At 40.7% G+C, this 26,094-nt stretch carries 29 protein-coding genes and 1 pseudogene; 21 read left to right on the forward strand and 9 right to left on the reverse strand.

Going from position 1 to position 26,094, the window contains the following annotated elements:
- Nucleotides 1–25: 25 nt before the first annotated feature.
- The 6 genes from AC0VXY_RS10940 (at nucleotide 26) to AC0VXY_RS10965 (ending at nucleotide 6,505) form a co-directional block, all read left to right on the forward strand.
- Nucleotides 26–1,651: an ABC transporter substrate-binding protein gene (locus AC0VXY_RS10940; RefSeq protein ID WP_475527778.1), complete on the forward strand. Its 1,626-nt coding sequence runs from the start codon at nucleotides 26–28 to the stop codon at nucleotides 1,649–1,651.
- A 93-nt stretch (nucleotides 1,652–1,744) separates the two neighbouring features.
- The gene (locus AC0VXY_RS10945; protein ID WP_475527779.1) at nucleotides 1,745–2,683 is read left to right on the forward strand and encodes a S66 peptidase family protein; all 939 of its coding nucleotides are present in this window, start codon (nucleotides 1,745–1,747) and stop codon (nucleotides 2,681–2,683) included.
- Nucleotides 2,680–3,759: a mandelate racemase/muconate lactonizing enzyme family protein gene (locus AC0VXY_RS10950; protein ID WP_435990769.1), complete on the forward strand. Its 1,080-nt coding sequence runs from the start codon at nucleotides 2,680–2,682 to the stop codon at nucleotides 3,757–3,759. Before AC0VXY_RS10945 ends, AC0VXY_RS10950 begins: the two co-directional genes overlap by 4 nt.
- Nucleotides 3,760–3,777: 18 nt before the next feature.
- Nucleotides 3,778–4,701 (forward strand): C40 family peptidase, encoded by a 924-nt coding sequence (locus AC0VXY_RS10955; protein WP_435990767.1) that lies wholly within the window; start codon nucleotides 3,778–3,780, stop codon nucleotides 4,699–4,701.
- Nucleotides 4,698–5,702 carry an ABC transporter ATP-binding protein gene (locus tag AC0VXY_RS10960; protein WP_475525264.1) on the forward strand — a complete coding sequence of 335 codons (1,005 nt, stop codon included), beginning with the start codon at nucleotides 4,698–4,700 and terminating at the stop codon, nucleotides 5,700–5,702. Before AC0VXY_RS10955 ends, AC0VXY_RS10960 begins: the two co-directional genes overlap by 4 nt.
- Nucleotides 5,703–5,719: 17 nt before the next feature.
- Entirely contained in the window at nucleotides 5,720–6,505 is a 786-nt protein-coding gene (locus AC0VXY_RS10965) for a serine hydrolase (protein WP_475525265.1), read from the forward strand.
- Between the two features lie 76 nt (nucleotides 6,506–6,581).
- Here AC0VXY_RS10965 and AC0VXY_RS10970 read toward each other — a convergent pair whose 3' ends face one another.
- Together AC0VXY_RS10970 and AC0VXY_RS10975 are read right to left on the reverse strand one after the other, a co-directional pair.
- The gene (locus AC0VXY_RS10970; protein WP_435990761.1) at nucleotides 6,582–7,583 is read right to left on the reverse strand and encodes a DUF3231 family protein; all 1,002 of its coding nucleotides are present in this window, start codon (nucleotides 7,581–7,583) and stop codon (nucleotides 6,582–6,584) included.
- Nucleotides 7,584–7,731: 148 nt separating this feature from the next.
- Nucleotides 7,732–8,556, reverse strand: a complete 825-nt coding sequence (locus AC0VXY_RS10975) for an STAS domain-containing protein (RefSeq protein ID WP_435990759.1) — start codon at nucleotides 8,554–8,556, stop codon at nucleotides 7,732–7,734.
- Between the two features lie 302 nt (nucleotides 8,557–8,858).
- On the opposite strand from AC0VXY_RS10975, the gene AC0VXY_RS10980 reads away from it, so the two are divergent.
- The gene (locus tag AC0VXY_RS10980) at nucleotides 8,859–9,422 is read left to right on the forward strand and encodes a helix-turn-helix domain-containing protein (RefSeq protein ID WP_475525266.1); all 564 of its coding nucleotides are present in this window, start codon (nucleotides 8,859–8,861) and stop codon (nucleotides 9,420–9,422) included.
- Between the two features lie 58 nt (nucleotides 9,423–9,480).
- Here the strand turns inward: AC0VXY_RS10980 and AC0VXY_RS10985 are convergent, their stop codons facing one another.
- Complete coding sequence (locus tag AC0VXY_RS10985; protein WP_475525267.1) at nucleotides 9,481–9,825, reverse strand: DUF3889 domain-containing protein; 345 nt, start codon at nucleotides 9,823–9,825, stop codon at nucleotides 9,481–9,483.
- Nucleotides 9,826–10,092: 267 nt separating this feature from the next.
- On the opposite strand from AC0VXY_RS10985, the gene AC0VXY_RS10990 reads away from it, so the two are divergent.
- Together AC0VXY_RS10990 and AC0VXY_RS10995 are read left to right on the forward strand one after the other, a co-directional pair.
- Nucleotides 10,093–13,170: a GNAT family N-acetyltransferase gene (locus tag AC0VXY_RS10990; RefSeq protein ID WP_475525268.1), complete on the forward strand. Its 3,078-nt coding sequence runs from the start codon at nucleotides 10,093–10,095 to the stop codon at nucleotides 13,168–13,170.
- Between the two features lie 185 nt (nucleotides 13,171–13,355).
- Nucleotides 13,356–14,156, forward strand: coding sequence for a methyltransferase domain-containing protein (locus tag AC0VXY_RS10995; protein WP_475525269.1), 801 nt, complete (start codon nucleotides 13,356–13,358; stop codon nucleotides 14,154–14,156).
- 90 nt (nucleotides 14,157–14,246) lie between these two features.
- Here the strand turns inward: AC0VXY_RS10995 and AC0VXY_RS11000 are convergent, their stop codons facing one another.
- Both AC0VXY_RS11000 and AC0VXY_RS11005 read right to left on the reverse strand, forming a co-directional pair.
- Nucleotides 14,247–14,429, reverse strand: a complete 183-nt coding sequence (locus AC0VXY_RS11000; RefSeq protein WP_435990749.1) for a twin-arginine translocase TatA/TatE family subunit — start codon at nucleotides 14,427–14,429, stop codon at nucleotides 14,247–14,249.
- 142 nt (nucleotides 14,430–14,571) lie between these two features.
- Nucleotides 14,572–14,898: a hypothetical protein gene (locus AC0VXY_RS11005; protein WP_475525270.1), complete on the reverse strand. Its 327-nt coding sequence runs from the start codon at nucleotides 14,896–14,898 to the stop codon at nucleotides 14,572–14,574.
- 251 nt (nucleotides 14,899–15,149) lie between these two features.
- Between AC0VXY_RS11005 and AC0VXY_RS11010 the strand changes: the two genes are divergently transcribed.
- Nucleotides 15,150–15,662: an STM3941 family protein gene (locus tag AC0VXY_RS11010; RefSeq protein WP_475525271.1), complete on the forward strand. Its 513-nt coding sequence runs from the start codon at nucleotides 15,150–15,152 to the stop codon at nucleotides 15,660–15,662.
- A 50-nt stretch (nucleotides 15,663–15,712) separates the two neighbouring features.
- On the opposite strand, the gene guaC is transcribed toward AC0VXY_RS11010, so the two are convergent.
- Nucleotides 15,713–16,696: a GMP reductase gene (gene guaC, locus AC0VXY_RS11015; protein ID WP_475527853.1), complete on the reverse strand. Its 984-nt coding sequence runs from the start codon at nucleotides 16,694–16,696 to the stop codon at nucleotides 15,713–15,715.
- A gap of 238 nt (nucleotides 16,697–16,934) precedes the next feature.
- Here guaC and AC0VXY_RS11020 point away from each other — a divergent pair, with 238 nt between their 5' ends.
- Nucleotides 16,935–17,483, forward strand: coding sequence for a 2'-5' RNA ligase family protein (locus AC0VXY_RS11020; RefSeq protein WP_475525272.1), 549 nt, complete (start codon nucleotides 16,935–16,937; stop codon nucleotides 17,481–17,483).
- Between the two features lie 78 nt (nucleotides 17,484–17,561).
- Here AC0VXY_RS11020 and AC0VXY_RS11025 read toward each other — a convergent pair whose 3' ends face one another.
- A complete protein-coding gene (locus AC0VXY_RS11025; protein WP_435990741.1) occupies nucleotides 17,562–18,809 on the reverse strand; it encodes a cytochrome P450 in 1,248 nt (415 codons plus the stop codon).
- A 110-nt stretch (nucleotides 18,810–18,919) separates the two neighbouring features.
- Here AC0VXY_RS11025 and AC0VXY_RS11030 point away from each other — a divergent pair.
- The 8 genes and pseudogenes from AC0VXY_RS11030 to AC0VXY_RS11065 form a co-directional block, all read left to right on the forward strand.
- A pseudogene (locus AC0VXY_RS11030) lies at nucleotides 18,920–19,177 on the forward strand (acyl-CoA dehydrogenase family protein); the annotation flags it as partial.
- Nucleotides 19,178–19,920: 743 nt separating this feature from the next.
- A complete protein-coding gene (locus tag AC0VXY_RS11035; RefSeq protein WP_475525273.1) occupies nucleotides 19,921–20,472 on the forward strand; it encodes a hypothetical protein in 552 nt (183 codons plus the stop codon).
- Between the two features lie 253 nt (nucleotides 20,473–20,725).
- Complete coding sequence (locus tag AC0VXY_RS11040) at nucleotides 20,726–21,595, forward strand: cation diffusion facilitator family transporter (RefSeq protein WP_475525274.1); 870 nt, start codon at nucleotides 20,726–20,728, stop codon at nucleotides 21,593–21,595.
- A 169-nt stretch (nucleotides 21,596–21,764) separates the two neighbouring features.
- Nucleotides 21,765–22,595, forward strand: a complete 831-nt coding sequence (locus AC0VXY_RS11045) for an alpha/beta fold hydrolase (protein WP_475527854.1) — start codon at nucleotides 21,765–21,767, stop codon at nucleotides 22,593–22,595.
- A 19-nt stretch (nucleotides 22,596–22,614) separates the two neighbouring features.
- Nucleotides 22,615–23,079: a GNAT family N-acetyltransferase gene (locus AC0VXY_RS11050; protein ID WP_435990733.1), complete on the forward strand. Its 465-nt coding sequence runs from the start codon at nucleotides 22,615–22,617 to the stop codon at nucleotides 23,077–23,079.
- A 58-nt stretch (nucleotides 23,080–23,137) separates the two neighbouring features.
- Nucleotides 23,138–23,266 (forward strand): LPXTG cell wall anchor domain-containing protein, encoded by a 129-nt coding sequence (locus AC0VXY_RS11055; RefSeq protein ID WP_435990731.1) that lies wholly within the window; start codon nucleotides 23,138–23,140, stop codon nucleotides 23,264–23,266.
- A 6-nt stretch (nucleotides 23,267–23,272) separates the two neighbouring features.
- The gene (locus tag AC0VXY_RS11060; protein WP_475525275.1) at nucleotides 23,273–23,698 is read left to right on the forward strand and encodes a GNAT family N-acetyltransferase; all 426 of its coding nucleotides are present in this window, start codon (nucleotides 23,273–23,275) and stop codon (nucleotides 23,696–23,698) included.
- A 16-nt stretch (nucleotides 23,699–23,714) separates the two neighbouring features.
- Nucleotides 23,715–23,855: a hypothetical protein gene (locus tag AC0VXY_RS11065; protein WP_435994700.1), complete on the forward strand. Its 141-nt coding sequence runs from the start codon at nucleotides 23,715–23,717 to the stop codon at nucleotides 23,853–23,855.
- Nucleotides 23,856–23,890: 35 nt separating this feature from the next.
- Here AC0VXY_RS11065 and AC0VXY_RS11070 read toward each other — a convergent pair whose 3' ends face one another.
- Both AC0VXY_RS11070 and AC0VXY_RS11075 read right to left on the reverse strand, forming a co-directional pair.
- The gene (locus AC0VXY_RS11070) at nucleotides 23,891–24,277 is read right to left on the reverse strand and encodes a sporulation protein (RefSeq protein ID WP_475525276.1); all 387 of its coding nucleotides are present in this window, start codon (nucleotides 24,275–24,277) and stop codon (nucleotides 23,891–23,893) included.
- Nucleotides 24,277–24,414 (reverse strand): FbpB family small basic protein, encoded by a 138-nt coding sequence (locus AC0VXY_RS11075; RefSeq protein WP_475525277.1) that lies wholly within the window; start codon nucleotides 24,412–24,414, stop codon nucleotides 24,277–24,279. Before AC0VXY_RS11075 ends, AC0VXY_RS11070 begins: the two co-directional genes overlap by 1 nt.
- Nucleotides 24,415–24,758: 344 nt before the next feature.
- On the opposite strand from AC0VXY_RS11075, the gene AC0VXY_RS11080 reads away from it, so the two are divergent.
- Both AC0VXY_RS11080 and AC0VXY_RS11085 read left to right on the forward strand, forming a co-directional pair.
- Entirely contained in the window at nucleotides 24,759–25,184 is a 426-nt protein-coding gene (locus AC0VXY_RS11080) for a DUF1801 domain-containing protein (protein ID WP_475525278.1), read from the forward strand.
- 197 nt (nucleotides 25,185–25,381) lie between these two features.
- Nucleotides 25,382–26,017 (forward strand): FMN-dependent NADH-azoreductase, encoded by a 636-nt coding sequence (locus AC0VXY_RS11085; protein WP_435990722.1) that lies wholly within the window; start codon nucleotides 25,382–25,384, stop codon nucleotides 26,015–26,017.
- Nucleotides 26,018–26,094 lie beyond the last annotated feature (77 nt).

A 26,094-nucleotide genomic window follows, 5' to 3' on the forward strand; every position in this document is an offset into this window, starting at 1 on the left:
AAAATAGGATAAGAGGGGGAAAAGTATGAAAAAGCTATTATCAGTCTTTCTAGTAGGAATGCTCCTGTTCATGCTCGCCGCTTGTACGGCTACGAAGGATGCAGGCAGTGAGTCAAGCAGTGGGGATAATAAGAAAGAAGATGCAGGAAAGGTCCTTCACCTGAATAATGGAGCGGAACCAACGTCGTTCGATCCACCAATCGGCTTTGATTCCTATTCATGGACAGCATTGAATAACTTAATGGAAGGGATGACCCGACTAAATGCCAATCATGAACCTGAAGCTGCCATGGCTGAAAAATGGGATGTCTCGGAAGATGGAAAAGTATATACGTTCCACATTAGGGACAATGCCAAATGGTCAAACGGTGATGATGTCACTGCCGGAGATTTTGTATTCGCATGGAAACGCCTATTAAATCCAGACACAGGCTCACCGGCTGCCTTCCTCGGATATTTCATTGAAGGAGGAGAGGCCTTCAATACTGGAAAGGGTTCAGTTGACGATGTGAAAGTGGCGGCGAAGGATGAGAAAACATTCGAGGTCACACTGACAAGTCCACAAGCCTATTTCTTGAGCGTCATTGCCAATCCTGCATTCTTCCCGATCAATGAAAAGGTTGCTACAGAGAATCCCGAATGGTTTGCAGAAGCGGATACTTTCGTTGCTAACGGGCCGTTCAAGCTGACAGAATGGGAACATGACAGCCACTTCGTTATGGAAAAGAATGATCAATATTGGGACAAAGACTCAGTGAAATTAGATAAAGTTCATTGGGCAATGGTAAACGATACAAATACGGATTATCAATTATACAAAACCGGTGAACTGGATACAGCGGACGTACCGGCTGATTTAAGTAAACAGTTATTTGAAGAAGGTAAAGTGAATGTGGAAGACCAGGCCGGAACGTACTTCTATCGTTTCAATTTAGAAAAAGAGCCTTTTCAAAATCAAAACATCCGTAAAGCATTCGCCATGGCTGTCGATCAACAGCAAATGGTTGACTTTGTAACAAAGAATAAAGAAAAACCAGCTTACGGATTCGTTTCAAAAGGATTTAAAGATCCATCAGGCAAGGACTTCCGTGAAGCAAACGGAGACTTGGTGACTACTGATGTGGAAGAAGCGAAAGCCCTCTTGAAAAAGGGGATGGAAGAAGAGGGATACGACAAACTACCGGAAGTCACTTTAACATACAGCACAAGTGATACTCATCAAAAAATTGCTGAAGCTCTTCAACAAATGTTCAAGGAAAACTTAGATGTCGATGTGAAATTAGCCAATATGGAATGGAATGTATTCCAGGATGAACAAAAGGCTTTGAAATTCCAATTATCACGGAGTTCATTCTTAGCAGACTATGCAGATCCGATTAACTTCCTGGAAAACTTCCAGACAGGACACTCCATGAACCGTACAGGCTGGGGTAATGAGAATTATGACAAGCTGATCCAACAAGCAAAGAATGAAGCGGATGAAGCAAAACGATTTGAAATGATGTATGAAGCAGAAAAAATCCTAATGGATGAATTGCCGATCATCCCGATTCACTTCTACAATTATGTGTATCTACAAAATGAGGATGTGACAGGTATCGTCCGTCACCCGGTCGGCTACATGGAATTAAAATGGGCTGATAAAGAATAAGGAAAGTAAAACAGTATGAGTGGAGGGGCGCGTCGGCACAATTTATGGCCATGCGCCCACTCCCTCTTTTTCTACGAAAGGGGTCAGGTACGTATGATGATGAAACCTTCTAAACTGAAAAAAGGGGATAAGGTAGGGGTTATAGCTCCTGCCAGCCCGCCGAAATCAGAACCATTGAAAAAAGGAATCAGTTTCCTTGAAGAATTAGGATTAGAAGTAAAGGTTGGGAACTCGGTACATAAGAAATATGGGTACTTAGCAGGTAAGGACACGGAAAGGATAGAAGATATCCATAGGATGTTTGAAGATCCGGATGTGAAAGCCATTTTCTGTGCATGTGGAGGCTTTGGAACGGGACGTATTGTTTCAAAACTGGATTTCGAACTGATCCGCCAAAATCCGAAAATTTTTTGGGGGTATAGTGATATTACTTTTTTACATACGGCCATTCATCAACGAACGGGTCTTGTCACCTTCCATGGACCGATGTTAAGTTCCGATATCGGACTCGAGGACGTCCATGAAGCCTCAAAGGAATCGTTCCGACAGTTGTTTAAAACGGAGAACATTGACTATACGCATGACAAATCCAAACTTGAGACGATCTCAGAAGGTGTAGCGACCGGCCCCGTGATCGGCGGGAACCTCACTCTGCTTGTGAGTACATTAGGGACACCATTTGAAGTGAATACCAAAGGAAAGATCTTTTTTATTGAAGATATTGATGAGGAGCCCTATCAAGTCGACCGAATGGTGAATCAATTGAAAATGGCCAATAAATTCAGAGATGCTTCAGGAATCATCATTGGTGACTTTAAGAACTGCGTGCCTAAGAAGCGCGAACGTTCCCTGACTCTTGATGAGGTTTTGACAGAACATATCGCGAGTGCAGGAAAACCTGCATTAAAGGGTTTTAATATCGGACATTCTTCACCGAATATTGCCATCCCGGTGGGCAGCATTGGAACAATGAATACTTTTGAACATACATTTAATATCAAATCAGGCATAAGAGAGGTTGAGAACGATTGAAGATCCACCAACTTGAAACGTTCAGGACTGCCGTCCCTTTACATACCCCTTTTAAGACTGCATTGCGTACGGTGACCGTAGCGGAAGCCATCGTTGTTAAACTGACTTGCGACAATGGGATTATCGGCTGGGGGGAAGCACCTCCAACCGTGGTGATCACGGGAGAAAGTTTATCCAGCATCGAACATAGCATCCAACAAGTAATTAAACCCGCGATAATAGGCAAAAACCTATTAAACCATGAGAATCTTTTTCAACATCTTCATTCGTTACTCATCAGGAATACAAGCGCGAAGGCAGCGGTGGATATGGCCATTTATGATTGCCTGGCTCAACATTGTCACTTGCCACTCTATCAACTTCTGGGAGGGTACAGAGGGGAGCTTGAGACAGATTACACGGTGAGTGTGAACAGCCCGAAAGAAATGGGTGAGGATGCAGTAACATATGTGAATAAAGGCTTTGATGTACTGAAAGTGAAAGTCGGTAAAGATGAAATCGAAACAGATATAAAAAGAATTCATGAAATCCGCCAACGGATCGGTTATGATATCAAAATTCGACTGGATGCCAATCAGGGATGGGAATCAAAATCCGCAGTCAGAGCGATTCGCAAGATGGAGGACCTTGACCTGAATATCGAATTAGTTGAGCAGCCAGTGCCTGCACATGACATTGAAGGCTTGAAGAGGGTCACGGATGAGGTCGAAACCCTGATCATGGCTGATGAAAGTGTGTTCACTCCATATCAAGCCTTTGAAGTATTAAAGACCCGAAGTGCTGATCTGATCAATATTAAACTCATGAAAGCGGGTGGAATCTACCAGGCTCAGAAAATAAATGATTTAGCTGAAGTTTGTGGGGTCGAATGTATGGTTGGCAGCATGATTGAAACCAGACTGGGAATAACGGCTGCTGCCCACTTTGCGGCAAGCAGGAAAAACGTCACTCGCTTTGATTTCGATGCACCACTTATGCTGGCTGAAGATATTGTAGTTGGTGGTATACATTATACTGGAAGGAAGATTACTATGCCGACTAAACCTGGTCTTGGCATAGAGAGAGTTAAAGTATGAATAGAGAGGGGAAATCAAATGACGACGAAAGCTCAAATAGCAGTGCCTGTAGCAACTCTATGGACAAATCGGGATTCCGCACGTGACTTGGATACACCCGCAATAACCAATCCTGCTCACATTACAGATTGGTTGGACTCCTTAACTTATGATACGCGCTTAGCACTATGTGATGAGAACCGAATACAATCTCAAGCCTTATTCGGTCAGGAAGTATTTGTGTTAGAAGAGAGTAACGGTTGGTCCCACGTCCTTATACCTGATCAATCATCTTCAAAAGACGATCGCGGATATCCCGGCTGGATCCCGAGTGTTCAGCTTTTACCCGGAGAGTCATCCCAAGCGGTTACATATGCCATTGTAACAAGTAAATTCACGGACTTAATCAATAAAGAGAATGAAGCTGAATTAGAACTCAGCTTTCAAACCATTTTACCGATTGTGAAAGAGCATGATGATTTGATAGAAGTGGAGACTCCTTTGGGTACAAGGTTCTTAAGGCAGACAGATATTATGGTATCCAGATCGAAAGTGAATGATCGAAGGGGAACTGGCCTGGACATTGTCTCAACCGGAGAATTATTTCTTGATCTTCCATATTTATGGGGCGGGATGTCAAGCTTTGGGTTTGATTGCTCTGGATTCAGCTACACGATGTGCAAAACTCAAGGATACTTGATTCCACGGGATGCCAATGACCAGGCGAAGGAAGGGAGAGAGGTACCTTTGGATCAATTATTGCCTGGAGACCTCTTGTTCTTTGCGTACGAAGAAGGAAAAGGCAGCATTCACCATGTTGCAATCTATCATAGTGACGGTAAGATGATACACTCTCCCAACACCGGTAAAACGATAGAGATTTTGTCATTGAAAGGAACGTATTATGAAAGAGAATTATGTGCCGCCAGACGCTACTGGGAAGAAACGGAGGGACCCCGATGACAAATCATAAGTTGCTTGAAGTGAAAGAATTGAAAAAATACTTCCACCTGGAAAAAGGAAAGACATTAAAAGCTGTGGATGGTATTTCATTTGATATATACAAGGGAGAGACCTTCGGATTAGTAGGGGAATCCGGGTGTGGAAAGTCCACGACCGGTCGCACCATCATCGGGTTGTACGACCGGACTGAAGGTGAGGTCTTATATGATGGCAAAAACGTCCACAGGCTTTCGGAAAAGGAAAAACAATCATTCTACCGGAATATGCAGATGATCTTCCAAGATCCATATGCTTCTCTGAATCCACGCTCAACCGTAAGGGAGATCATAGCTGAACCTATGGAGGCACACAAGTTATTCAAGGATAAAAGAAAGCAGATGGAACGCATTTATCAACTTTTAGAGGACGTAGGGCTTAATCGTGATCATGTCAATCGTTATCCTCACGAATTCAGCGGGGGGCAGCGTCAACGTATTGGCATCGCAAGGGCACTTGCCCTTAATCCGAATTTCATGATTGCAGACGAGCCGATTTCTGCACTTGATGTATCTGTACAGGCACAAATTGTAAACTTATTAACGAAACTGCAAAAAGAAAAGGGCTTGACCTTTCTCTTTATTGCACATGATCTTTCGATGGTCAAACATATCAGTAACCGTATAGGTGTGATGTATCTAGGTCACATCGTTGAACTTACCGAGAGTAAAGAGTTATATAAGAAACCTCTTCATCCCTACACTCAGGCATTGCTTTCCACGATCCCGATTCCCGATCCGGATGTGGAGGATTCTCGGGAAAGAATGATCATTCAAGGGGAAATCCCAAGTCCGATCAATCCCCCGACTGGTTGTGTGTTCAGAACCCGCTGCCCGGCAGCCATGGAAGCTTGTGCCACCCATAAACCTAAATGGCAGGAAGTTGAGGAAAAGCATTATGTAGCTTGTCACCTTTACGACAAGGAAATCACAAGGGAACATGACGAAGTGGCGGTCACTAAGTAAAGGGAATGAAGAAATAAATGAAGAGTCCAGAATATAAAATCAGGGAAGTAATTGTTCGTTGTAACGGAAGGGTGAGTGTGGCCGTAGAGCTTCCATCTCACTCCTTCCACATTGGTGGGGACCGCTCTTATTCAGCTGCCAGCTTAATTAAGATCCCTATTTTACTCGAAGCTTTCCGTCAAGCACAGGAAGGGAAAATATCCCTTAGTGATATGGTTACAATTCCTAAGGAGGGGAGAGTTGGCGGGGCTGGAGTGCTTGTGTCACTTTCAGATCATCTCACCCTTACTATAGAAGACCTCCTTACTCTTATGATCATCGTTTCCGATAATACAGCCACAAATCTCCTGATAGAGCGACTTGGTTTAAATTCCATACAAGAGCTTTGCAATACAATAAAATTAAAACATACGAGGCTTCTTAGGAAGTTGATGGATTTCAAAGCAATGGAACAGGGTTTGAATAACTATACCTCGGCACTCGATATCATTTCATGTTTAAAGATGATGGACATTGGTACCGAATACAGTCAGACGAGCCGGGAAAAAATGCTGCGTATTTTACAACAGCAACAATTTGATACTAAACTTCCATCAAGGATGGACCGGGAAGCTGTATATATTGGCAATAAGACAGGAGAATTGCCTGGGATCGAGCATGATTGCGGCATTATTAAGTTTCGAGATAAAACTGCCTATGTAGCGGTACTTATCGATGAACTTGGAGAAAGCGAAACTGGGAAAGATACGATTGCTCAGATCGGAAAGTTGATCTGCGATTTCTTACTCAAAGATAACAGCTGAAAAAGCAGATGAGCCATTTGAATGATGGCACATCTGCTTTTGGCTATTGTTTGGCAAAAAATAAAAATAATATATGCTATTTAACCAGCTTATTCCGATCCTCCATACTTGGAGGCTGTTCCATCCAACCGTTCTTTGCCATTATTTTACCACCATCTTGCCCATAAGTTAAAATATCTTTCGCAGTCGAAGCAAGCATTACAGGAAGATCGCTACGTAAGCTGAAAGCGGTGCCCAGTGCATTGCTCCCTAAGCCGAAATTAGTAAAGAGTGAGGTACAATACATCATGAGCTTATCTGAGAATGGCGCAATCGTAGAAATTGTTGCTCTCCCTCCGGATGGAGAAGGGGCTTGGATATCACTTTGCAACAGCACTTTAGAATAATCACTAATGATTTTCTTTGAAACTTCTTTTCCTTTAATAAAATATTTCTTCACTTCCGGTTCATTTGCCACCTGGGCAAATCCCGTCATCATCTGCATTCCCAATGTATTTGATTCGATTCCGAAATAAAGATAGGCAACTTCTACAGTGTTCAACACTCTTTTATCTGAAAAGATGTTGAAACCAGCCATATAATTAGGGCTTTGAGCAAATTCGATCGTACGGGGAGGGGTCACAGCAGGCGGTCCTGGTAATACATCCTTTTCCCGTAAGTAATCCATGCACTTTTCATAAGCGGTTTGAGTCATTCCGGTCAGCTCTTTATATAAGAGGATGAGATCTTTCCTGTATGACAGATTGACGTGTAATGTATGTAACCCCATACTAATAGCTTTAAGCTGCCTTAGAAACATGATATCGAAATGGTGATCAAATAGCTTGGGAACCCCGGGATTTACATCCTCAGCGGTAAAACCGGCCGGAATGACACACCCCTCATCTTCGAAAAGAGAGATGAGCCTTTCGACGTATTTTTTTACATTTGTATGTGTGTCAACCAGAATGCGTTTTGCTTCCTCATCATCCGCCTTCTCTATGAAATACTCCAGTATTCGCTGAATCATCGTCTTTTGTTGATAGGTCATCCATAAAGTAGCAAGCTCACTTGAACATAACGCCTTTTTATCAGTCATGTACACCATCCTTCATTTTATTCCGAGTTCATCATGGTGCCCGGAAATTTCATATACTCATTTTTCCTCTTAAACTGAAGATTATTCCCTATTGTATAAGATAGCGAAATCATAGTTCAGCTGCGACGGGGCAAAAAAAAAGAGCACCCTAATATTTATGGATGCTCTTGCTTTTTTGCAAATGAATGAGGGCTGTATGCAGACTGGCGAATGTTGGGATATGAGTGATGACAATTCCCAGGTTGACCATGGTTTGAGCAATTTCCGGTCGAATACCTGTCAAAACTGCCTGAATGCCGGCTAATTTAAGAGCGGCGACTACTTTAAATAACTGATCTGCTACCATTGTGTCAACCAAAGTAACACCTGATAGATCAATGATCAGATATCGTAAACCCAATGCAGACCCTTTTGTGAGAGCCCTGTCCATTAAATCCTTCGACCTTGAGGCATCAATGTCTCCAATGAGTGGCAGAATGGCAATCGAATTGGTCACCTTGACGATGGGGATGGAAAGCTCAGAACTGATGGTATCCGAAAGGGGATGAGAATAAGCGATTGTAATTCGGAAAATGGCACGGTCCACCCCTGTGTGAAAGAGAGAAAGTAAATCGTAGAAAGTTGCAATCGACAGCTCTTTATCGATCGCCTCTGCTTTTATCACCTCTCCGATCATTTTGCGAAAGTAATGAAGATCGTTTATCGCTACTTCAAGGGAAACGCCCAGCTGCTTGAATAAGGTAACGGAAGAACATGCCCACTTTTCGATGTTTCCTGAATCCTTAGCCATTCGCAATGAATCGGCCAGCACCTCGATGGAATCGCCTCTCCACTTTCTAAGAGACATTTCGACAATATTCGAATACGAAGAGTCTATATTTGCTCTTTCCTGAATCAGCTCAGATTTTGATTTGATGATACGATTAATGAAATCAAGATATTTATCTTGGTCCTGAACAGCCTTCATCGGCATATGGTAACCTCCTATTATAGATCAACTTTGAAGGTTGTCTAATTATGTAAATATATTTGGAAAAAAGAATAGAGGTAATGTTGAATTCTATGTTATGATTTTTTGTAAAGAGTACAATAGCAATGTTAGGAATTGAGGAAGTAAGGTGTTTCATTGAAGAGGTGAAGGAATGACGATTGATAGATTCCTACAATTTGATTATACAGAAGATTAACAGGTAAAAAAGTGTCTGTTTAGACACTTTCTAACATTCAGTATACATTTGTTTATCTGTCATTATGGTTCAGAAGGGGGATTGAGGGTTGAATAAAAGAACTTGGCTCACTAAGTTACGAAAAAGGAAAAAGATGACGCAGCAGGAAGTAGCAGCAAAAGCCTTTATTGAAAGATCCTATTATGCCCAAATTGAAAATGGAATCCGGAAACCAAGTGCTGAAGTGACGCTCAAGTTAGGTCAAGTGTTGGATTTTCATGCATCAAGTTTTAACCTGGAGGAAAATCCATTCTCCATCGCCTTACAAAATGCCCCTGTCATCTTGGCTCATTGTGATACACAATTACGGTACACGTGGATTTTTAATACCCCTGACCTTATTCCCGAAGATCATATTGGAAAAACAGATGTGGAATTGGATGATAATGAAGGGAATCGTGCCTTGATGAAGTTAAAGAAAGAGGTTTTAACAGAAAAGAGGCCAGTCAGTCGAGTCATTACCATTCCATTATTATCTGGGGAAATTTCATATAATGTTTATGCACATCCCCTTCTAAATGAGGATGGTGCCATTATTGGAGTTGCCACTGCTTCCACAGTAATACATAGCAACAGACCCAATGATGAGCTCTATAATACGAGGATGAAATAAGAAAAGTAGAAAAAAGAGATCGAAGGATGATAAACCCTCCGATCTCTTTTTTTGAAAGCTATCGATCCGTTTCCCTAAACTTAATATCAATGAGTTTTTCGCTTTCAGTTTCAAACTGGATATCAATAAACACTCCGAATTCTTTACCATCCCGTCTTAACCAAAGCTTGAATTTTTCAGTTGAATTCATCGTTCCATATTCTTTTCCAATGTGAAGATAATCCACGATCACTGCATCAGGATACCTTTCTTTCGTTTTTCTCACAGCAAGACTTCCCCATTTTGCATAGGACGGAATTTCCTGCTGTGCATGAAGAACCTGAGTACCGTCACCGATTGACAGGTTCGTCATGACCATCAGACCAAGAACAATTGAAACTAACCGGATCAATTTCAAAAGCATTACCCTCTTTTTACCTTGTAGGTTGTCTTTTCTGTCTGAAATTATTCCCTTTTTCTAATATCAATAGCATTTGAAGATAAGTGAATTATTTTTTTAGTTGGAATATTCTTTACTTAATCCACATAAAATCTTAAACTGTGGATGTGGGAAGAAAATCTTTCCAACATAATGAAAGGAGGCGATGGCGATGATTCCAATCGTCGATGCAAGTCAAAATATCAATGATTATGAGGTTCTTTCAATTAAAACATAGCGTGGGAGGATATTATGAAGACAACTCTTCAGCAAGTGAAAATCGTAGAATATCATGAAGGATTAGCAAAAGGAATCGCCAAAATGTGGAATGAAAGCCGCGAAAACTGGGGCGGGGATTCCACCGTTACAACAGAACAGGATGTGAAGGACAAGGAAGAGAGTTCCACCAATCTTCATTTATTTTTAGCCATGGTAGGGGCCGAGGTCGCAGGATACTGCGGACTTTCTGAATATCGTGAAGATGTAGGTGCTCTATACATTCCTTTACTGAATGTCCACCCTAAGTATCAAGGGTTAAAAATCGGCAAACAGCTTGTCTTAAAAGCGATCGAGAAGACGGTGGAATTACAATGGCCACGACTTGACTTGTTTACGTGGCCAGGAAACACTAAAGCCGTGCCACTTTATAAAAAATGCGGATTCTTCTGGGAAGACCGTGATGATACAGTTCATTTAATGAATTTCATCCCAATGGTGCTTCAAATCGATCTGTTGAAGCCTTTTTTCGAGAAACATGATTGGTATCAAACCAGTCAGCGTTTGATTGAAGTCAAACCGGATGCTCTGAAGGTAAATGAACACACATATTATGAATATAAGTGGGAAGCAGGCGAAGAATTCGTCCGCATTCAATTTGAACGAACGGGACGAGGCATTCGTTTAATTGAAACACAGGATTATTTAGTTCAAATGAACGTGCCGGAATTTAAACTTTTGGAAAATGAAGAACATTATGTAAGCTATCATGTTGAAAATCGCAGAAAGGAACCAATTGAAATTTCAATAAAAGGTGTTTCGTCACCGATAGCAGAGCATGATTTCGAAGCTACCTTTCTGGTCGAAAACAAATGGATGGGGGATTACCCTGTAAAGGTTTCGATGCCAGAAAGTGAACCTGGTCCATGGAAAACACATCCAGTGATTGGGGCTGATTTCAAAATAAATAAACAACCTCTCTCGCTGAAAATGGGTGTATACCCCAAGCAGGCAGGTAAAGTGAACATAAGATCTGTTAAGAAGAATTGGAGACCCCACAGTAAGGGAACCGTCTATCTCGACCTTGAAAGTCAGGTTGGCGAAGATTCCACTTGGACAGTCAAACTGCCTGAGAATAAAGTGATTTCTTGGGATGAATCTGAGGTGATCGAGAAGGTCGGCGCCAAAGGGAGAGTTTCCATCCCGGTACCTGTGCAGCTGTTGAAAAATGGGTTTTTATCAGAAGAAATTGTTGTAGAGGTTAAGTGGGAAAACGGACACCGATCCTCCTTTACGACTTCACTGAGAATTGCATTTCCTGGATTCGGGGCAAAATTCGGCGGGGAAACAGACGAGCACTGGTTTGGATATAATGGACCACACTATGTTGAAATCGAAAAAAGAAATCACATGGTGAAAATCGGCTCAACTGCTTTCACCAGGGATCCCATTTCATTCTTTACCCCTAAATTCGGTAAACCATACAGCGAAGAATTTTCAAAGAAAGAAGCGTCTTCTATTGAATACATCGAGTTACCAGAGGCATTGGTTGTGAAAACATCACTCGTATCAGAAGCGTTTCCTTCCATACTACTCAATTCATATTTCAAGATATATGGAGAGGGGTTAGTGGAAGTCAAGCATGAGGTGGTAAATACAGGGGATCAGGAAAAGAAGAAGCTTTCTTTGATTCAGCCCGTGTTTACAAGTCTGGAAGGTCTGTCAGTCCCTCAAAATGAAGGGGTCTTGAAATGTAATGAATCCCTGGTTCCATTTGTGGAGTATATTGATGATAAAGCTATTTCAGAGCGATGGATGTTTCTCGAAGCATCTATAGGGGATACGATCGGTTTATCCTGGCCGGAAAATGCCATTGCCAGAAAAGATGATTGGCGAATGGCTTTGGAATATGATATGGATTTGATACCTGCCCATGAGGAGCTATGTTTAGGTCCAATCCAGGTAGGCATCAACGTGTCTAATCACTGGTCGAAGTGGCGCGAATTCATTACAGGGAAAGATGTAGAATTGAAGGAGCTTCCTCTTTATGCTTTCGAAAAAGTAAAGGGAGACGTTGTCTCTAGCTTAGGTGTTAAAGAGGATTATTCATTCAAATCTATGATGACTCCTTATGTTCATGGAACATTATCCGTTCAGCACGAAGATGAAACGCTTGTGAAGGATGTGCTGAAAGAAGAGAGTCTTACTCAAATAAGTGTTCAACTTGAACATAATTCCCCTGGGGTAAAATGGATATCAGGTGAATTCATTACAAAGAGTCAAACGGCGAGGGTGGATTCCTTGCAATTTGTTATAGGAAAAAGTGATGTAAAGATTGGACAAAATGATGGGATTTGGTCTGTTGATAATGGGGTTGCGTCGTTTAAGGCCTCTTCGAATTACTATCCGGGAATTTATTCATTAAGTTTAAATGGAAATGAAACTCTTGATCATCAATACCCGACCCCTGGCCCCCGTGCCTGGTGGAACCCATGGGGCGGTGGGATTGCATACTCCTTCCGAAATATCAGTGGGTATTCCATGCTGAAAGAAAAAACAACGATTGAATCAGTAACGAAAGTGGATCAGAACGGTCACCGTTGGTCCGGCCTCAGTATAACAACAGAGTTTAAGCAGCACGGGAAGATGAAAGGCGTCACTCTACAACAATACGCCTTGACCCTGCCGGATGTACCGGTTCTTGCCGTTTACGCAGAAATCCATCAACATTCAGGGCAAACGTTTGACAAAGAAATACTGGATCTGGATGCTTTCTTCAAGCTCGGAGAGACGTTACAATCCAGTTACATTACACTTCCTACAGAAGGAGTCTTCCAAAAATACTATGCGGGGTCGGAAGAATTCGTATTAAGGGATACACCGTTTATCATGTTGGGATCTGACGTAAGGGAAGAGATGATGACGTTTGTTCATCCTGCTAATAGAAAGATGTCAGAAGCATACATTAATCAAGACGCACTTTTAGTAGCATCAACTAAAGAGTGGTCGGCTCCCACAGGGGAAATCATAAAGATAGAGCCAAGTATCCTCTTCTACGGAGAACTGAAGGACACCCAGAGCATTAAAGCATTACAAAACATCAAATTCAGTTAATTCAGCCCGAACTTGCCTGCAGTGCAGGCAGGTTCGTGTTTTTTTGAGGTTTAAAGAAAAGGGACGGACTTCCAAAAAGTGTTACTTTTCTTGTGGAAACCCTGTTTGTATAAGGATCCGAGAGGATATGTGGCGAGTTTTTGGAGGTCCGTCCCTCTACAGTTTATGCTGGGGGTGAAGGCATTTTGAGGCAAAGTGAGCTTAGTAGTATTAATAGGGCAGGATGGAATGATGGTGCTTATCAAGCGTGGGTGAATCGTCATGGATTGCCAAAGGATTATGCTCTTACACTTATGAAAAATCCACAACATAAAGTATTGAAATATTTAAACCATATGGGAGATATCAGAGGTAAAAGAATTGCTAATCTACTAGGGTCAAAGGGTAATAAAGCAGTGTCCTTTGCCCTATTGGGTGCTGAGGTAACTGTGGTGGATATTTCGAAAGAAAATAGCCTGTACGCGATGGAATTGGCAGAAGCCGCTGGTGTCGAGCTTCATTATATCATTTCTGATTTGTTAGAAATCCCCGGTGAAGAGAAAAAAGAGGATTATGATTTTGTCATTTTGGAACTTGGCGTTCTACATTACTTTGTTGATTTAGTGCCTGTTTTCACTATCGTCAGTAAGATGCTTAAGAAAGGCGGAACTTTCATCTTGAGGGATTTCCATCCGCTGCTTACTAAACTATTGACGGTTGAGGGTACGAAAATGGTGGCAGCAGGGGATTATTTTGAGAACTGTGAAGTGGAAGTAGATGTTGCATTCTGGAAATTATTAAAGACCGATCTACTGCACCGATCAACTAAGAATAGAATTCGCAGATGGACACTGGGTGATATCATCACAGCAATTGGCATTACAGGCATGACCATTACTCAATTAGAAGAAGAAGCCGGAATAAGATGGGCGTTCCCACCCAATGCTCCATTGGGGATTGAAAATAACATACCTGGTTTATTTACAATCATTGCAGAGAAAAAATAGTTAGAAGAAATGGAAGGGGGACGGACCTCAGAAAGAGTATACATGACGATAGAATCATCACTTCTAGAGGTCCGTCCCTCGTAAAGGTTACTAATTGTTTTTATTCTCTTCCTTACTTTGTGGATCTTCGTCTTCCATTATTCCACTTACTGCCTTTTTGAATTCTTTAAGGGTAGCACCAGCGGCTTTACCCAGCTCTGGTAGTTTGCTTGGTCCGAAGAACAAAAGCGCAACAAACAGTATAATCGCTATCTCACCGAATCCCAGATTCATCTTAAATTCCTCACTTTATTTTAAAGTCGTATAACCAATCACTTAACTTTCTCAATTCGAATATGTCCATATTAATGGAAGATATATAAATTCCCCCGGCTGAAAAAAGTTTTTTTAGAATGATGACGTATGAATGTAAGGATCAGAGGTAATTTGATTGGGACCTGACCACTTCAAGAAAGCCCAACGAATCGGGAAAAACCTCAAAGCAAAATGAACTTTGTACGAAGGGCTTAATGCCAAATTCCATGTCAGGGGGAATGGTCATTTTATTAAGGGGATTACCATCTTGTTTGTGGACGAGGGAAGGCGTCGTGTCGAGAATCATGGCTTCATCTGCTAGAAACAGGTGATCCGAAATGGTAGGCTCTCCATCAATGCTTGATAATATTGATTGGTGTGACTGTTGTTGAACAGGATTGGTCATAAATGTCATACATAGAAGCACCATTAACAAAAGTCTCGCCATAGCCCCTTCACCTCCCAAGATCATATTACACTTAATTATAGCCATAATTCTTTTGGTGTCTATAAAAATTCAGAGGGACGGACCTCAAAAGAGAGAGAACAGAGCTTGCATTCTATTTTTTTGAGGTCCGTCCCTCAAGGGTAAGGTTTACTTCTTGGTTTTTCGGGTATAGAAGATTGGATATGTATATTTATGGAAGGGGTTTGGTCATGGAGGAGAAGGTTGTTCATTTTTACGAATCCAAGAAGAAGTTGAGTTTGATTGCGGCTGGATGCATTTTATTTGTTCTATTGTGTTTGTATTTAACGTATGAGTTTTTCTTTATTGATGTGAACTATTTGTTAGGGGGGATTGTTGCGTTAGGAGGAGTGTTCTTTCTCTTTTGTTTGATTCAGATCTTTAAAAAGCTCTCTAATGATGTACCTCATGTAAGTATGACTATGGAAAATTTGGTATTATATGTGTTGCCTGATGAACCCGTTCACATTCGCTGGGAAGATATTGAAAGCTATGTTCCTTACGAAATTTACCGGAATTCTTTTATTGGACTCGTTCTGATCGATGAAGAGGAATACCGCGACAAGATGCCGGATAAGCTAAAACGCATGTCCAGGATGAATGTGAAAATGGGGTATCCACAATACAATATTGTAATAGGCAATTTAAAAGAGCCACAAAAATTGCTTGAAGAATTAACTATTCGTATTCCCCATGCAAATATGGTTACTGAAGAAAAGCCTGTTGCACCTACGAATTCAATGTAATATAACCCCAAAAAGGTGAGCAAACATTGCTCACCTTTCACTTTTTAAGATTAATATACTTTATCCCCATTAAAGATCGAATTCTTCACCACAACGTAATCTACTGTACGGATGGATTCAAGTTTCGTTCCCCCTGCATAGGAGATTGAAGATTGAAGGTCTTGTTCCATTTCAATCAGGGTATGTTCTAATGACCCTTTATGTTCAACGTACATTTTCTTTCCTTCAACATTTTTCTTTTCACCCTTTTGAAATTCGGAAGCTGATCCAAAGTACTCTTTGAAAAGCTTTCCATCTTTTTCAATCGTTTCTCCAGGAGATTCTTCGTGACCGGCAAATAGCGATCCGATCATCACCATAGTGGCACCAAAGCGGATGGATTTTGCAACATCCCCATGGGTCCGGATGCCTCCATCAGCAATGATGGGTTTAGTAGCCGCTTTAGCGCACCATCTCAGTGCAGCCAGCTGCCATCCACCTGTACCAAACCCTGTTTTGATCTTTGTTATACAAACTTTACCCGGTCCAATTCCAACCTTGGTAGCATCGGCCCCGGCATGTTCTAATTCTCTTACGGCCTCTGGGGTCCCAACGTTTCCGGCAATCACAAAGCTCTCAGGTACATGTTTTTTAATATGTTGAATCATATTAATGACGGCATTGGAATGTCCGTGGGCAATATCGATTGTAATGAATTCCGGGACAAGCTTTTCTTCAGCTAACTGCTCGACAAAGGCGTATTCTTCTTCCTTTACACCCACTGAAATAGAAGAGATTAATCCACGTGACTTCATATCATTAATGAATGACACACGCTTTTCTGGTTCAAAACGATGCATGATATAGAAATAATTATTTTCAGCTAAATAGACAGCGATTTTTTCATCAATAATGGTCTGCATGTTGGCTGGGACTACAGGCAGTTTAAACGAATGGCCACCCAGGGTTACACTCGTATCACATTCAGAACGGCTGTTAACCACACATTTTGCAGGAATTAATTGAATATCTTCGTAATCAAATACATTTTCCATCATTACACCCCTAAACACGAATATTAAACTTTGTTTAATTTATAATTGTTCGTCCATAAGGTAATTTACATCATTTTCTTATCGATGTCAAAGATTTTATTAATTATTTGATGATTTACAAACTATTCATTTAGCTAATCATTAGGCGTTTCCATATAGTTTATCCTGAGTGAGACTGTGTTAAAGTATAAACATGCGGGACATATTAAATCCGTATGTTAAGAAAGGTGGATGGGCTATGTACTGGGTCATCGCTTTATTCGATGATAAAACAGAAGAGCTGATTAAAGGAATTTGGAAGGAACTAGCGGTTAAGAAAATTTCTTATTATGAAGAAGAGATCAATGATGCCCTTCCTCATATTACTTTAGGCAATTACATGGAAATAGACAAAGAGGCATACATAAGATCGTTAGAAGCATTTTATGAATATAGGTCACCCTTCAGCATCACATTCAATACAGTAGGATCTTTTTTGAATTTCGGCACGCTTTTTCTTTCCCCCACCGTTACGAGGGAGCTTCTGGACTTTCACTCGTCTCATTACGATCATTTTCATTCTTTTAATCATCAGGCTAATCCACTTTATCTCCCAGACAATTGGATTCCACACTGCACTTTGGCTAACAAACTTTCCCCTGAAAAATTAGCGGAGGGGTTTGAGTATTGTTTAGGAAGGGGAGACACGATTGAAGCGGAGATAACGGATATAGCCATTATTGAATTAATTAACGATTCAGAGGATTGTATGGATGCCCCCATCATCTTTACTAAATCATTAAGGTAGACTTGTATTAAACACTGAGAGGCGGGTTATGATCCCGCCTCTGGGTGTATTATTAGGTAGATTGCAAATGCAGCAAAATTATATATAGCATACTTTCTTCATCACGAATCCACTTTTCGGTAGCGTTGGAATCTCCCGAAGACTATAGCTCATGTCCTGCTTCGGCAGTTGATAGTTAAGATGGTTACTCATGAAAGAGAAGCTGGCTTTCATGACTTCAATGGTCGGCCATTCCCCTGGACAGCGGTGACCAGTATCGTAATCTCCACCGCCTTGTGGGACCAGTTCATAAATACTGCCTTTATAGTCTCTGAACCGCCCGGGTTCGAAATGATCAGGGTCCTCCCAGAGCCGCGGATCATGATTCGTACCATATAAATCAAGCATCACCATTTGACCTTGTTTAAAGTGATATTGCTGCCATACGAAATCCTTGGTTGTCAGGGCAGCCAGAAATGGGAAGAAGGGGTAGTAGCGACGCACTTCCTGAATGAAGCATCGCAGGTCTTCGTCATCAGAATTAATCTTATCTCTCCACTCCGGATTTTCCTCAAGTGCAACGGCCCCAAATATCAGATAGCGTGATATGGCTACTAGAGGGCGAATGACATTTAATAATTCGACTGCAGCCACTTGTTTATCAAGAAGATCCCCGTTCAGGTCTTGGTGGAAAGCCATTTCATATAGGGCAGACCCTTTTCTTGTTTCATGTTCCCCTTGACGCACCATTTGGATAACGCTTTCAATCCATTTTTCTAATCGCTTCCTTGCCCGCAGACCTGCAAGATACTGGGGGCCGATTTTCGATGCTCCTTCAATTAATTTGTTTAAGTCTTTGGACCGTTTTGGTATTTCTTTCTCTTCTATCGGTATACCAGCCCATTCACACCCAACCTTTGTGAGTAATTCCAGGGACTCCTCGAAAAGGTTAACTTTACTTTTTTTCTCCCACTTACGTGCATATGCATTCCACTGTCTTGTCGTAATCTTATGCAGTTCATCAAGGCCTTCACGTGTCATCAAAGACAAAAACAAACGTTTACGGTGTACATGAGACTGCCCATCTAACGTTTGAACACCGCCTTTCCCAAAGAGTGTGTTCAGTATGTGAGGGGGCATCGCTCCGTTCCTCTTCATCTTTTCATTATCATAGAAAAGTTTCACACCTGCTTCACCGCTAAGAAGAGCGACTTTCTTACCAAGAACTTTTGTTTCATAAACATCTAGATGATGCTTCTGAGTACGTTTTTGAATAAATTCATAGCCGTCCTTAAAGATCGATAATGTGCGGTCAATTCCCTTATCTTTCGGTACCTGAACTGGCATTAGGTAAACACATTCCCTTCTATTTGATTATTTTGTACTTTCCCACTTTTCTTATGAAAATAAACACCGCTCTAATCTATTAGTTTATTGTGAAATTGAAATGTAGGTATGGTATCCACATTCGAAGGCTGAAGGAAAAGTTAGGTGTCCGGGCAGTGCCTTCAGCAGAGGTGGAGTTCAAAGGTGCAAACGCCTATCTGGTTGGAGAACCGGATAGAGGAATCTACTATATGATGGAATCACTAAATCTATCCCGGATTTGTAATGCCATTGCATCGATCGGCATTATGAGAAGAGCCTATCTTGAAGCAAGAAATTATGCTTTCCATCCTGAAACATTCGGACAGCCTCTGGCTCACTTTCCGATGAGATTAATGAATAAACACCGGGCTCATGAATACTTTTTAGCCAGAATGAAAGATGAGCTCTCCCTTGTTCCAGAAGAATTCATCTTGTTAATGATCCCCATAACGGAAGGAATCTTGAAGCTTGAACAACTATTGACATTGGTAACCACGTCCAATCATTATACACAGACCTATCATGCGAAGAGAATGGCAGAACTAATGGTCCAAATTTTCGAAAGTGTGGTGGCACTTAAAGATGCCTATACATTTGGCGGAAAAAGAAAACGTATGATTGCAGATATTTTTATCAAGCAAACATGGAGAAAAACCGAATGGATCGATGAAGAAATGAAATCCGTTCAGTACTTCGACGAAATAGTGGGGGGAAAGTAAAGGTTTAAATGAAAAAAATCCCAGGATTTTCAATGTCCAGGGATTTCTTTTTATTTTTCACAGCAGCAGGGACAATCACATTCTTTTTTCGTTTTACACGTACAGCGTTCACAAGGACATTCTTTCGTCACCAAGAAAGACACCTCCTTTTGCAATAAGTTATTATTCATCGTTTCCAAATCACTGAATTCCATACACATTTAGGAACATAATACCCACGTGTTAATAGTAAACGTCAAAGTATGGAAATCAGCATGTCTATATAATGGAAAATTACAATTAATACTAAATAATATCCATTTGTTTACAAATATTAAGTGATAAGGTAATATATGTAATTGTAGGAACAAATGAATGGGGAGGGATTGCAGATGAAAAAATTGATTTTACCCTTTTTCTTGCTATCTATGAGTTTATTTATTGCCGCATGCAGTAGTGATGAAGGTAGTACAGAGGAAAAAGAGACAAACACTGAAGTAACTGAAGAAAATGCAAAGTCGGACGAGATGGAAATGAAATCCGCTCTATTAGACCTTCAAAAGGAAATCATCAACACAGTGAACGCCAATGATTCAGCTATTTACACTTTTGAATCGGCAAAAGCTAAAGAAGAGGATAAACCCAGTGCCGAAGAGATTGCCAAACTAAAAACCGACGCTGAAACTGCTGCTAAAACTGTAGCTGAAGACGTTCATGGGCTAGAAGTACCTGCTGCGGTCGATTCAAAGAAAGACGATATTCAAGGGGCATTGGACGATCTTGCAAAATCATACGAAACCAGGGCTGCCAATCTTTCGGACGAAGCAAACGCAGAATACACAGAATCTGATGAACAATTTGCTTCATTTGAAGAAAAAATGGCTGCTATCTACGAAGAAGCAGGATTGACGAAGCCTAGTTTTTCAGCTGATATTGTAGATTAATAGCATTAAAAAAATATAGATAAGACTCAGGTTTTTGACTCATTCGTGAAAAAAGGCTAAATGAGTCAAAAATCGTTATATATAGGACTGCATCCACAGTCCTATTTTTTATGTCTTCACAAAAGTTTACTACCGGAAACATTGTTCACCTCTTCATATTAAGATAGCTTCACTAAAGAAGGTTGCTATAGACCCACACGGGAAGGGGTTGCTATGATATTCAGGTACATATCAATTGTGGAGGATTATGATAGTGAATCAAGAAAAATATGATCAGTTGAAATTGGGAGAGCGTGGTGCAGTTATAAGCATCATTGCCTATATTATATTATCAATCATTAAATTCCTCATTGGAACATCAGCCGGTTCAGAGGCATTACGTGCAGACGGCTTGAACAATGCCACTGATATCGTGGCATCTGTGGCAGTACTTATCGGACTAAGGTATTCGAGGAAGCCAGCCGATCAAGATCATCCATATGGCCATTGGAAAGCCGAAAGTGTAGCCTCTTTGCTGGCATCCTTTATCATGATGGTGGTGGGGATACAGGTACTATACAATGCTGTCCAATCTGTATTCGACGAAAATGCCCAGGCACCGGATCTTATTTCCGCATGGACTGGTATTGGTGCTGCAATAGTCATGTATTTTGTCTATCGGTACAACAAAAAATTAGCACAGAAAATAAATAGTCAATCCCTTATGGCTGCAGCAAAAGATAATCTTTCAGATGCATGGGTAAGCATCGGCACGGTGATCGGAATCATTGGTGCTCAATTTTATCTGCCTTGGTTGGATCCCCTCACAGCTGTCCTTGTCGGCCTTCTCATCTGTAAAACCGCGTGGGGCATTTTTATAGAAGCTTCCCATTACTTAACGGACGGATTCGATGAAGAGCTTATAGAATCTTACGAAAAGACTGTCCTCGATCTCCCCGGGGTTAAAGGTGTAAAAGATATTCGGGCAAGAAATTACGGAAATAACACTGTCGTCGATGTTGTAATCCTGGTGAGGTCCACCCTCGATATAAAACAGGCACATGATATTTCAAGCGAGGTAGAAGAAGAATTGATGCATAAGCATGAGGTGTATGATGTGCATGTTCATGTGGAACCGAATTAAAAACTTTCATTAAAGGTAAAGCGCATCATTTTAAAGGGCCCTGTTTAGGGTCTTTTTTTGGTTCATATCCATTTTAACAATTATTTCGAAACTTAGCATGAATATGTTGGATGATAATGGTAAAATAATAGAATGAGAGAAGGAAAGTCATACATAGGAGATGAACACCATAAAACGTTATTCTCTTCAAAAACAACTCCAGCGAATACGCATTACGGAATGGGGAAACCCTTCGAAACCCGTGATTTTTTGTCTTCATGGATTGGGGAGTACTGGCCTTAGCTTTATTGAAGTAGCGCACGATTTAAAGGAAGACTACAGAATCATTTCCATCGATGCACCTGGTCATGGACAGACGACCCCATTTGAATCTGGTGAAGATTATGAAATGAATAACATGGCCGAATGGCTGAATGAAGTGCTTGAACTTCTTGAAATCGATTCATTCTATTTCCTGTCTCATTCATGGGGGAGCTTTGTCGCCCTATTTTATGCAGCCAAATATCCCGAAAAAATCAGAGGACTGATGTTGATCGATGGGGGTTATCAGGGAAAACGTCATTCCATACAAACAGTAGAAGAAGAAGTCGCTTATTATGAAAAAGACTTTGAACAAATTTGGGAAACATGGGAAGATTTCCTCGCCCTCGTTAAGAGTGAAACGTTAAGCTGGTCTTCATTGAAGATGGAGGCCGCTCAAGATCTTTTCCTTTATCATAACCACCAATATTATTGGCATGCCCGCGGGGAAACAGCCGGTCACATCATTCGTGCCATGCACAAGGATGAGGCGGAGGATATTTATCACAAAATAGAAAATCCGGTTTTATTATTAAGAGCCTCTCTCCCTGAAAGCCTTGCTGAAACCCGCAAAAAGACAGCAGACATCTTTAAGGTACTGGCCAAGGGGGAAGTAAAGTGCATTCCGGGTACGACCCACCTTCTTCATTGGGACCGTCCTGAAATTGTAGTAAGGGAAATCAGACAGCGTTGGAAATAAGTAAAGGAGGAATCACTCTATGATTCTATTAAAAACAATGACAGAGAACGAATATCGTGAATGGATAAAAGAGTCCATCAAGGAATATGCAGAAGAAAAAACGAAGGCAGGTAATTTTAAGAAAGAAACGTCCCTGGAACAAGCAGAGGAAGAATTTAATAAACTTTTACCTGAGGGAAGGGAAACAAAAGATCATTATTTATTTTCCCTGTTTCATGAAGAAAGCAAGGAAATGGTAGGTAACTTATGGGTTCTTTTAAACGATGAAGCAAAGGAAATTTTTATATATAATATTAAGATCCATGAGATCAAAAGGGGATCAGGATATGGGAAGGAAGCTTTAGCGTCGTTGGACTCGTTTGCAAGGGAAAAAGGTATCCCGAAAATATCCCTTCATGTATTCGGTCATAACAAAACAGCTCTATCTTTGTATCAAAAAACAGGTTATGAAGTAACAAATGTGTTAATGTCCAAATCGCTTTAAAACAAAAGGGCACCTGTTCATTCAGTGTCCTTTTCTACATAGAGGATGATCTTTCACCATGACAGCTGTAAAAGAAACATATAGTTATGAGGACAGTTATTTTTTAATTGGAAATCCATGGCTACTGATTGTAGCTCTAATAATAGTCTTAGTTTTTCTTTACATATTTTTAAGGAAAAGAAGGTAGTGAGCCATGAGAGAAGTAAAATATGCGCAAGTATCAGATCTGGAAGCGATCGTTGCGATTGATCAACTAGTCATCGGGCATGCAAACAGAATGGAAGAAATTGAAAGAGCGATAAAGGAGAAGGGATGTCTAATCATAAAAGAAGGGAAGACTACAGGTTTCCTCCTATTCAATACCCAGTTTTTTGAGAATTCGTTTGTCTCTCTGATCATCATTGCTCCTGAGGAGAGGAGAAAAGGGTATGCGTCTTCCCTTTTGAATTATTTTGAGGAAATTTCACCTACGAAAAAAATCTTTTCATCTACTAATCAGTCAAACATCGGGATGCAAAAAGTTTTTCAAAAGAATGGATACACTTCAAGCGGAACGATTGAAAACCTGGACCCTGGAGATCCCGAGCTGATTTATTTTAAATATAAAGAGAATCAATGAGATTGGGGGACTAAAATTGATGATCATGGTTTTAGCTGTGTTTCTTCTCATCTTCTCGTTTGATTTCACTAAATTCAGGAAGCAGAATCAGACGATGATTGAACAGAATGAAAGGATCATTGCATTACTTGAGGACATAAAGAAAGAAAACACTTGATAAAAATGGCTCGCAGACGATTGCGAGCCATTCTTCTATACAATTGAAATATAATCTTCATCCACGCTTTCAACACCCTGGTCAAATGTCAGCTTCGTCTTGAACAAGTAACGGACGCCCTCTTGAGAACAAGGGACGCCTTGGGGAATCCGGTAGGTAAATGACAGTTTATTACGTTCATCTGCCCTGATGATATCCGATTTTAATACAGTGGTCGAATCAATGAGTTTCTCTTCTTTTCCATTCTTATCAATCACGACCAAATCACATTCAACCCTCCTCAGCTTTTGTTCGATGATGCCACCTTCTAAAAAGAAGTAACCGCGCAAGAGCTCTCCTTGTTTAAATGAGGTTTTAGGCAGCACAAGATCAATCTTCGCAGACCCGACACCGAAGAGGGACATGTATTTACGCAGTATCATTAGGCATGCTCCTTTTTCACCGTTGTATATTTCTTATCGATTTTTTCGTCGATTTTGTCCATCTCCCGTCGATTTCTTATTATTTCTTCTTTGTTTTCTTCTATTAATTGAGAGAGGATTGATTTTAATTTTTTCATTGTCCATTACTTCCTTTCAAAGTGAAATAATAAAGAAAAGACCTTTACCATTGGTAAAGGTCTTTTGTGGACATATATAAGCCTTCACCAACTGGTAAAGGTCTCGCTAACAACATGGTTGTCAATAAAGCCGAGAGCGTGCACTCTGTAATGACGACTTTATTGTTACAGCTACTCCCCTTTAGGAGAATATTAAATTATGAGACCATCATAATTGATACAGGGATAGATGTCAACTGATATGAGATACTTGGATCTTTCATTATATCAAACCCAATGCAGGAATCACCAGAGTGAAAAGAGAAATAATGGGTTAGGAAGAAAAGGAAAAAGGAGCTGGTCATATGTATGAATTGAAAACAAAACAAAATGATGAGAGCGTCATTGAATTTATTGAGGGAGTGGAAAATCCTAAAAAAAAGGAGGATGCTTATAGGCTACTGGATATTTTCAGTGAAGCAACCGGATTTGAAGCAAAGATGTGGGGGGCAAGTATTATCGGATTCGGTTCTTATCATTATAAATATAAAACCGGCCACGAGGGAGATGCCCCATTAGTGGGGTTTTCACTGAGAAAATCCAAGATAAGCTTATACTTTGCCACTGGTGACTCTGAAAGAGAGAAGCTCCTGGAGTCATTCGGGAAGCATACATCCGGTAAGGGGTGTGTGTACATAAATAAAGTAGCAGACGTTGACGAAACGGTGTTAAAGCAATTGATTCATCAGTCTGTGAACTTTTTACAACAAACGTATCCTGAAGATCACTAAATTTTTATAGGGAATCAGTCTCGTTCATGTGACTAATTCCTTATTTTTTTTGATTAGAAGCATTTTATTTGTGTTTCAAGTTAATATCCTATATTATTAATCTTGAATTAAGACTATCATGGTTCAAGATACATGATTTCAAATCATTCCAAAACCTTGATAAGGATCATTTCACATACAGAAAGGGACGATTCAACATGACAAAGGTATTATATATTACAGCACATCCACACGATGATACACAATCTTATAGCATGGCTGTAGGGAAGACGTTTATCGATACGTATAAAGAAGCAAACCCAGGTCACGAAGTTGTTACTATGGACTTATACAAGGAAAACATCCCACAAATCGATGCTGACGTATTCAGCGGCTGGGGTAAATTGCAATCGGGTAAAGGATTCGAAGAACTTTCTCAAGAAGAGCAAGCAAAAGTTGGCAGACTCGGTGAATTATCCGATCAGTTTGTCGAAGCTGATAAATATATTTTCGTTACACCATTTTGGAACTTCTCATTCCCTCCAGTAATGAAAGCCTATATTGACTCTGTATCAGTGGCAGGTAAAGCCTTCAAATATACGGAACAGGGACCGGTTGGACTTCTGACTGATAAAAAAGCTCTTCATATTCAAGCACGTGGAGGAATCTACTCAGAGGGTCCGGCAGCGGCAATGGAAATGGGACACCGCTACCTGGAAGTAATGATGCAATTCTATGGCGTTCCTTCATTTGAAGGATTATTTGTAGAAGGACATGCAGCAATGCCTGATAAAGCGGCTGAAATCAAAGAGAATGCCATTGCAAGAGCAAAAGATTTAGCACATACATTTTAATAATAGAGGGAGTCAACGATTACGTTGGCTCTTTTTCTTATATTTCCATTTATTTGCAACTTTTTAAAAAAATACGA

This window comes from Rossellomorea sp. QJM3NY_18 (assembly GCF_056173145.1).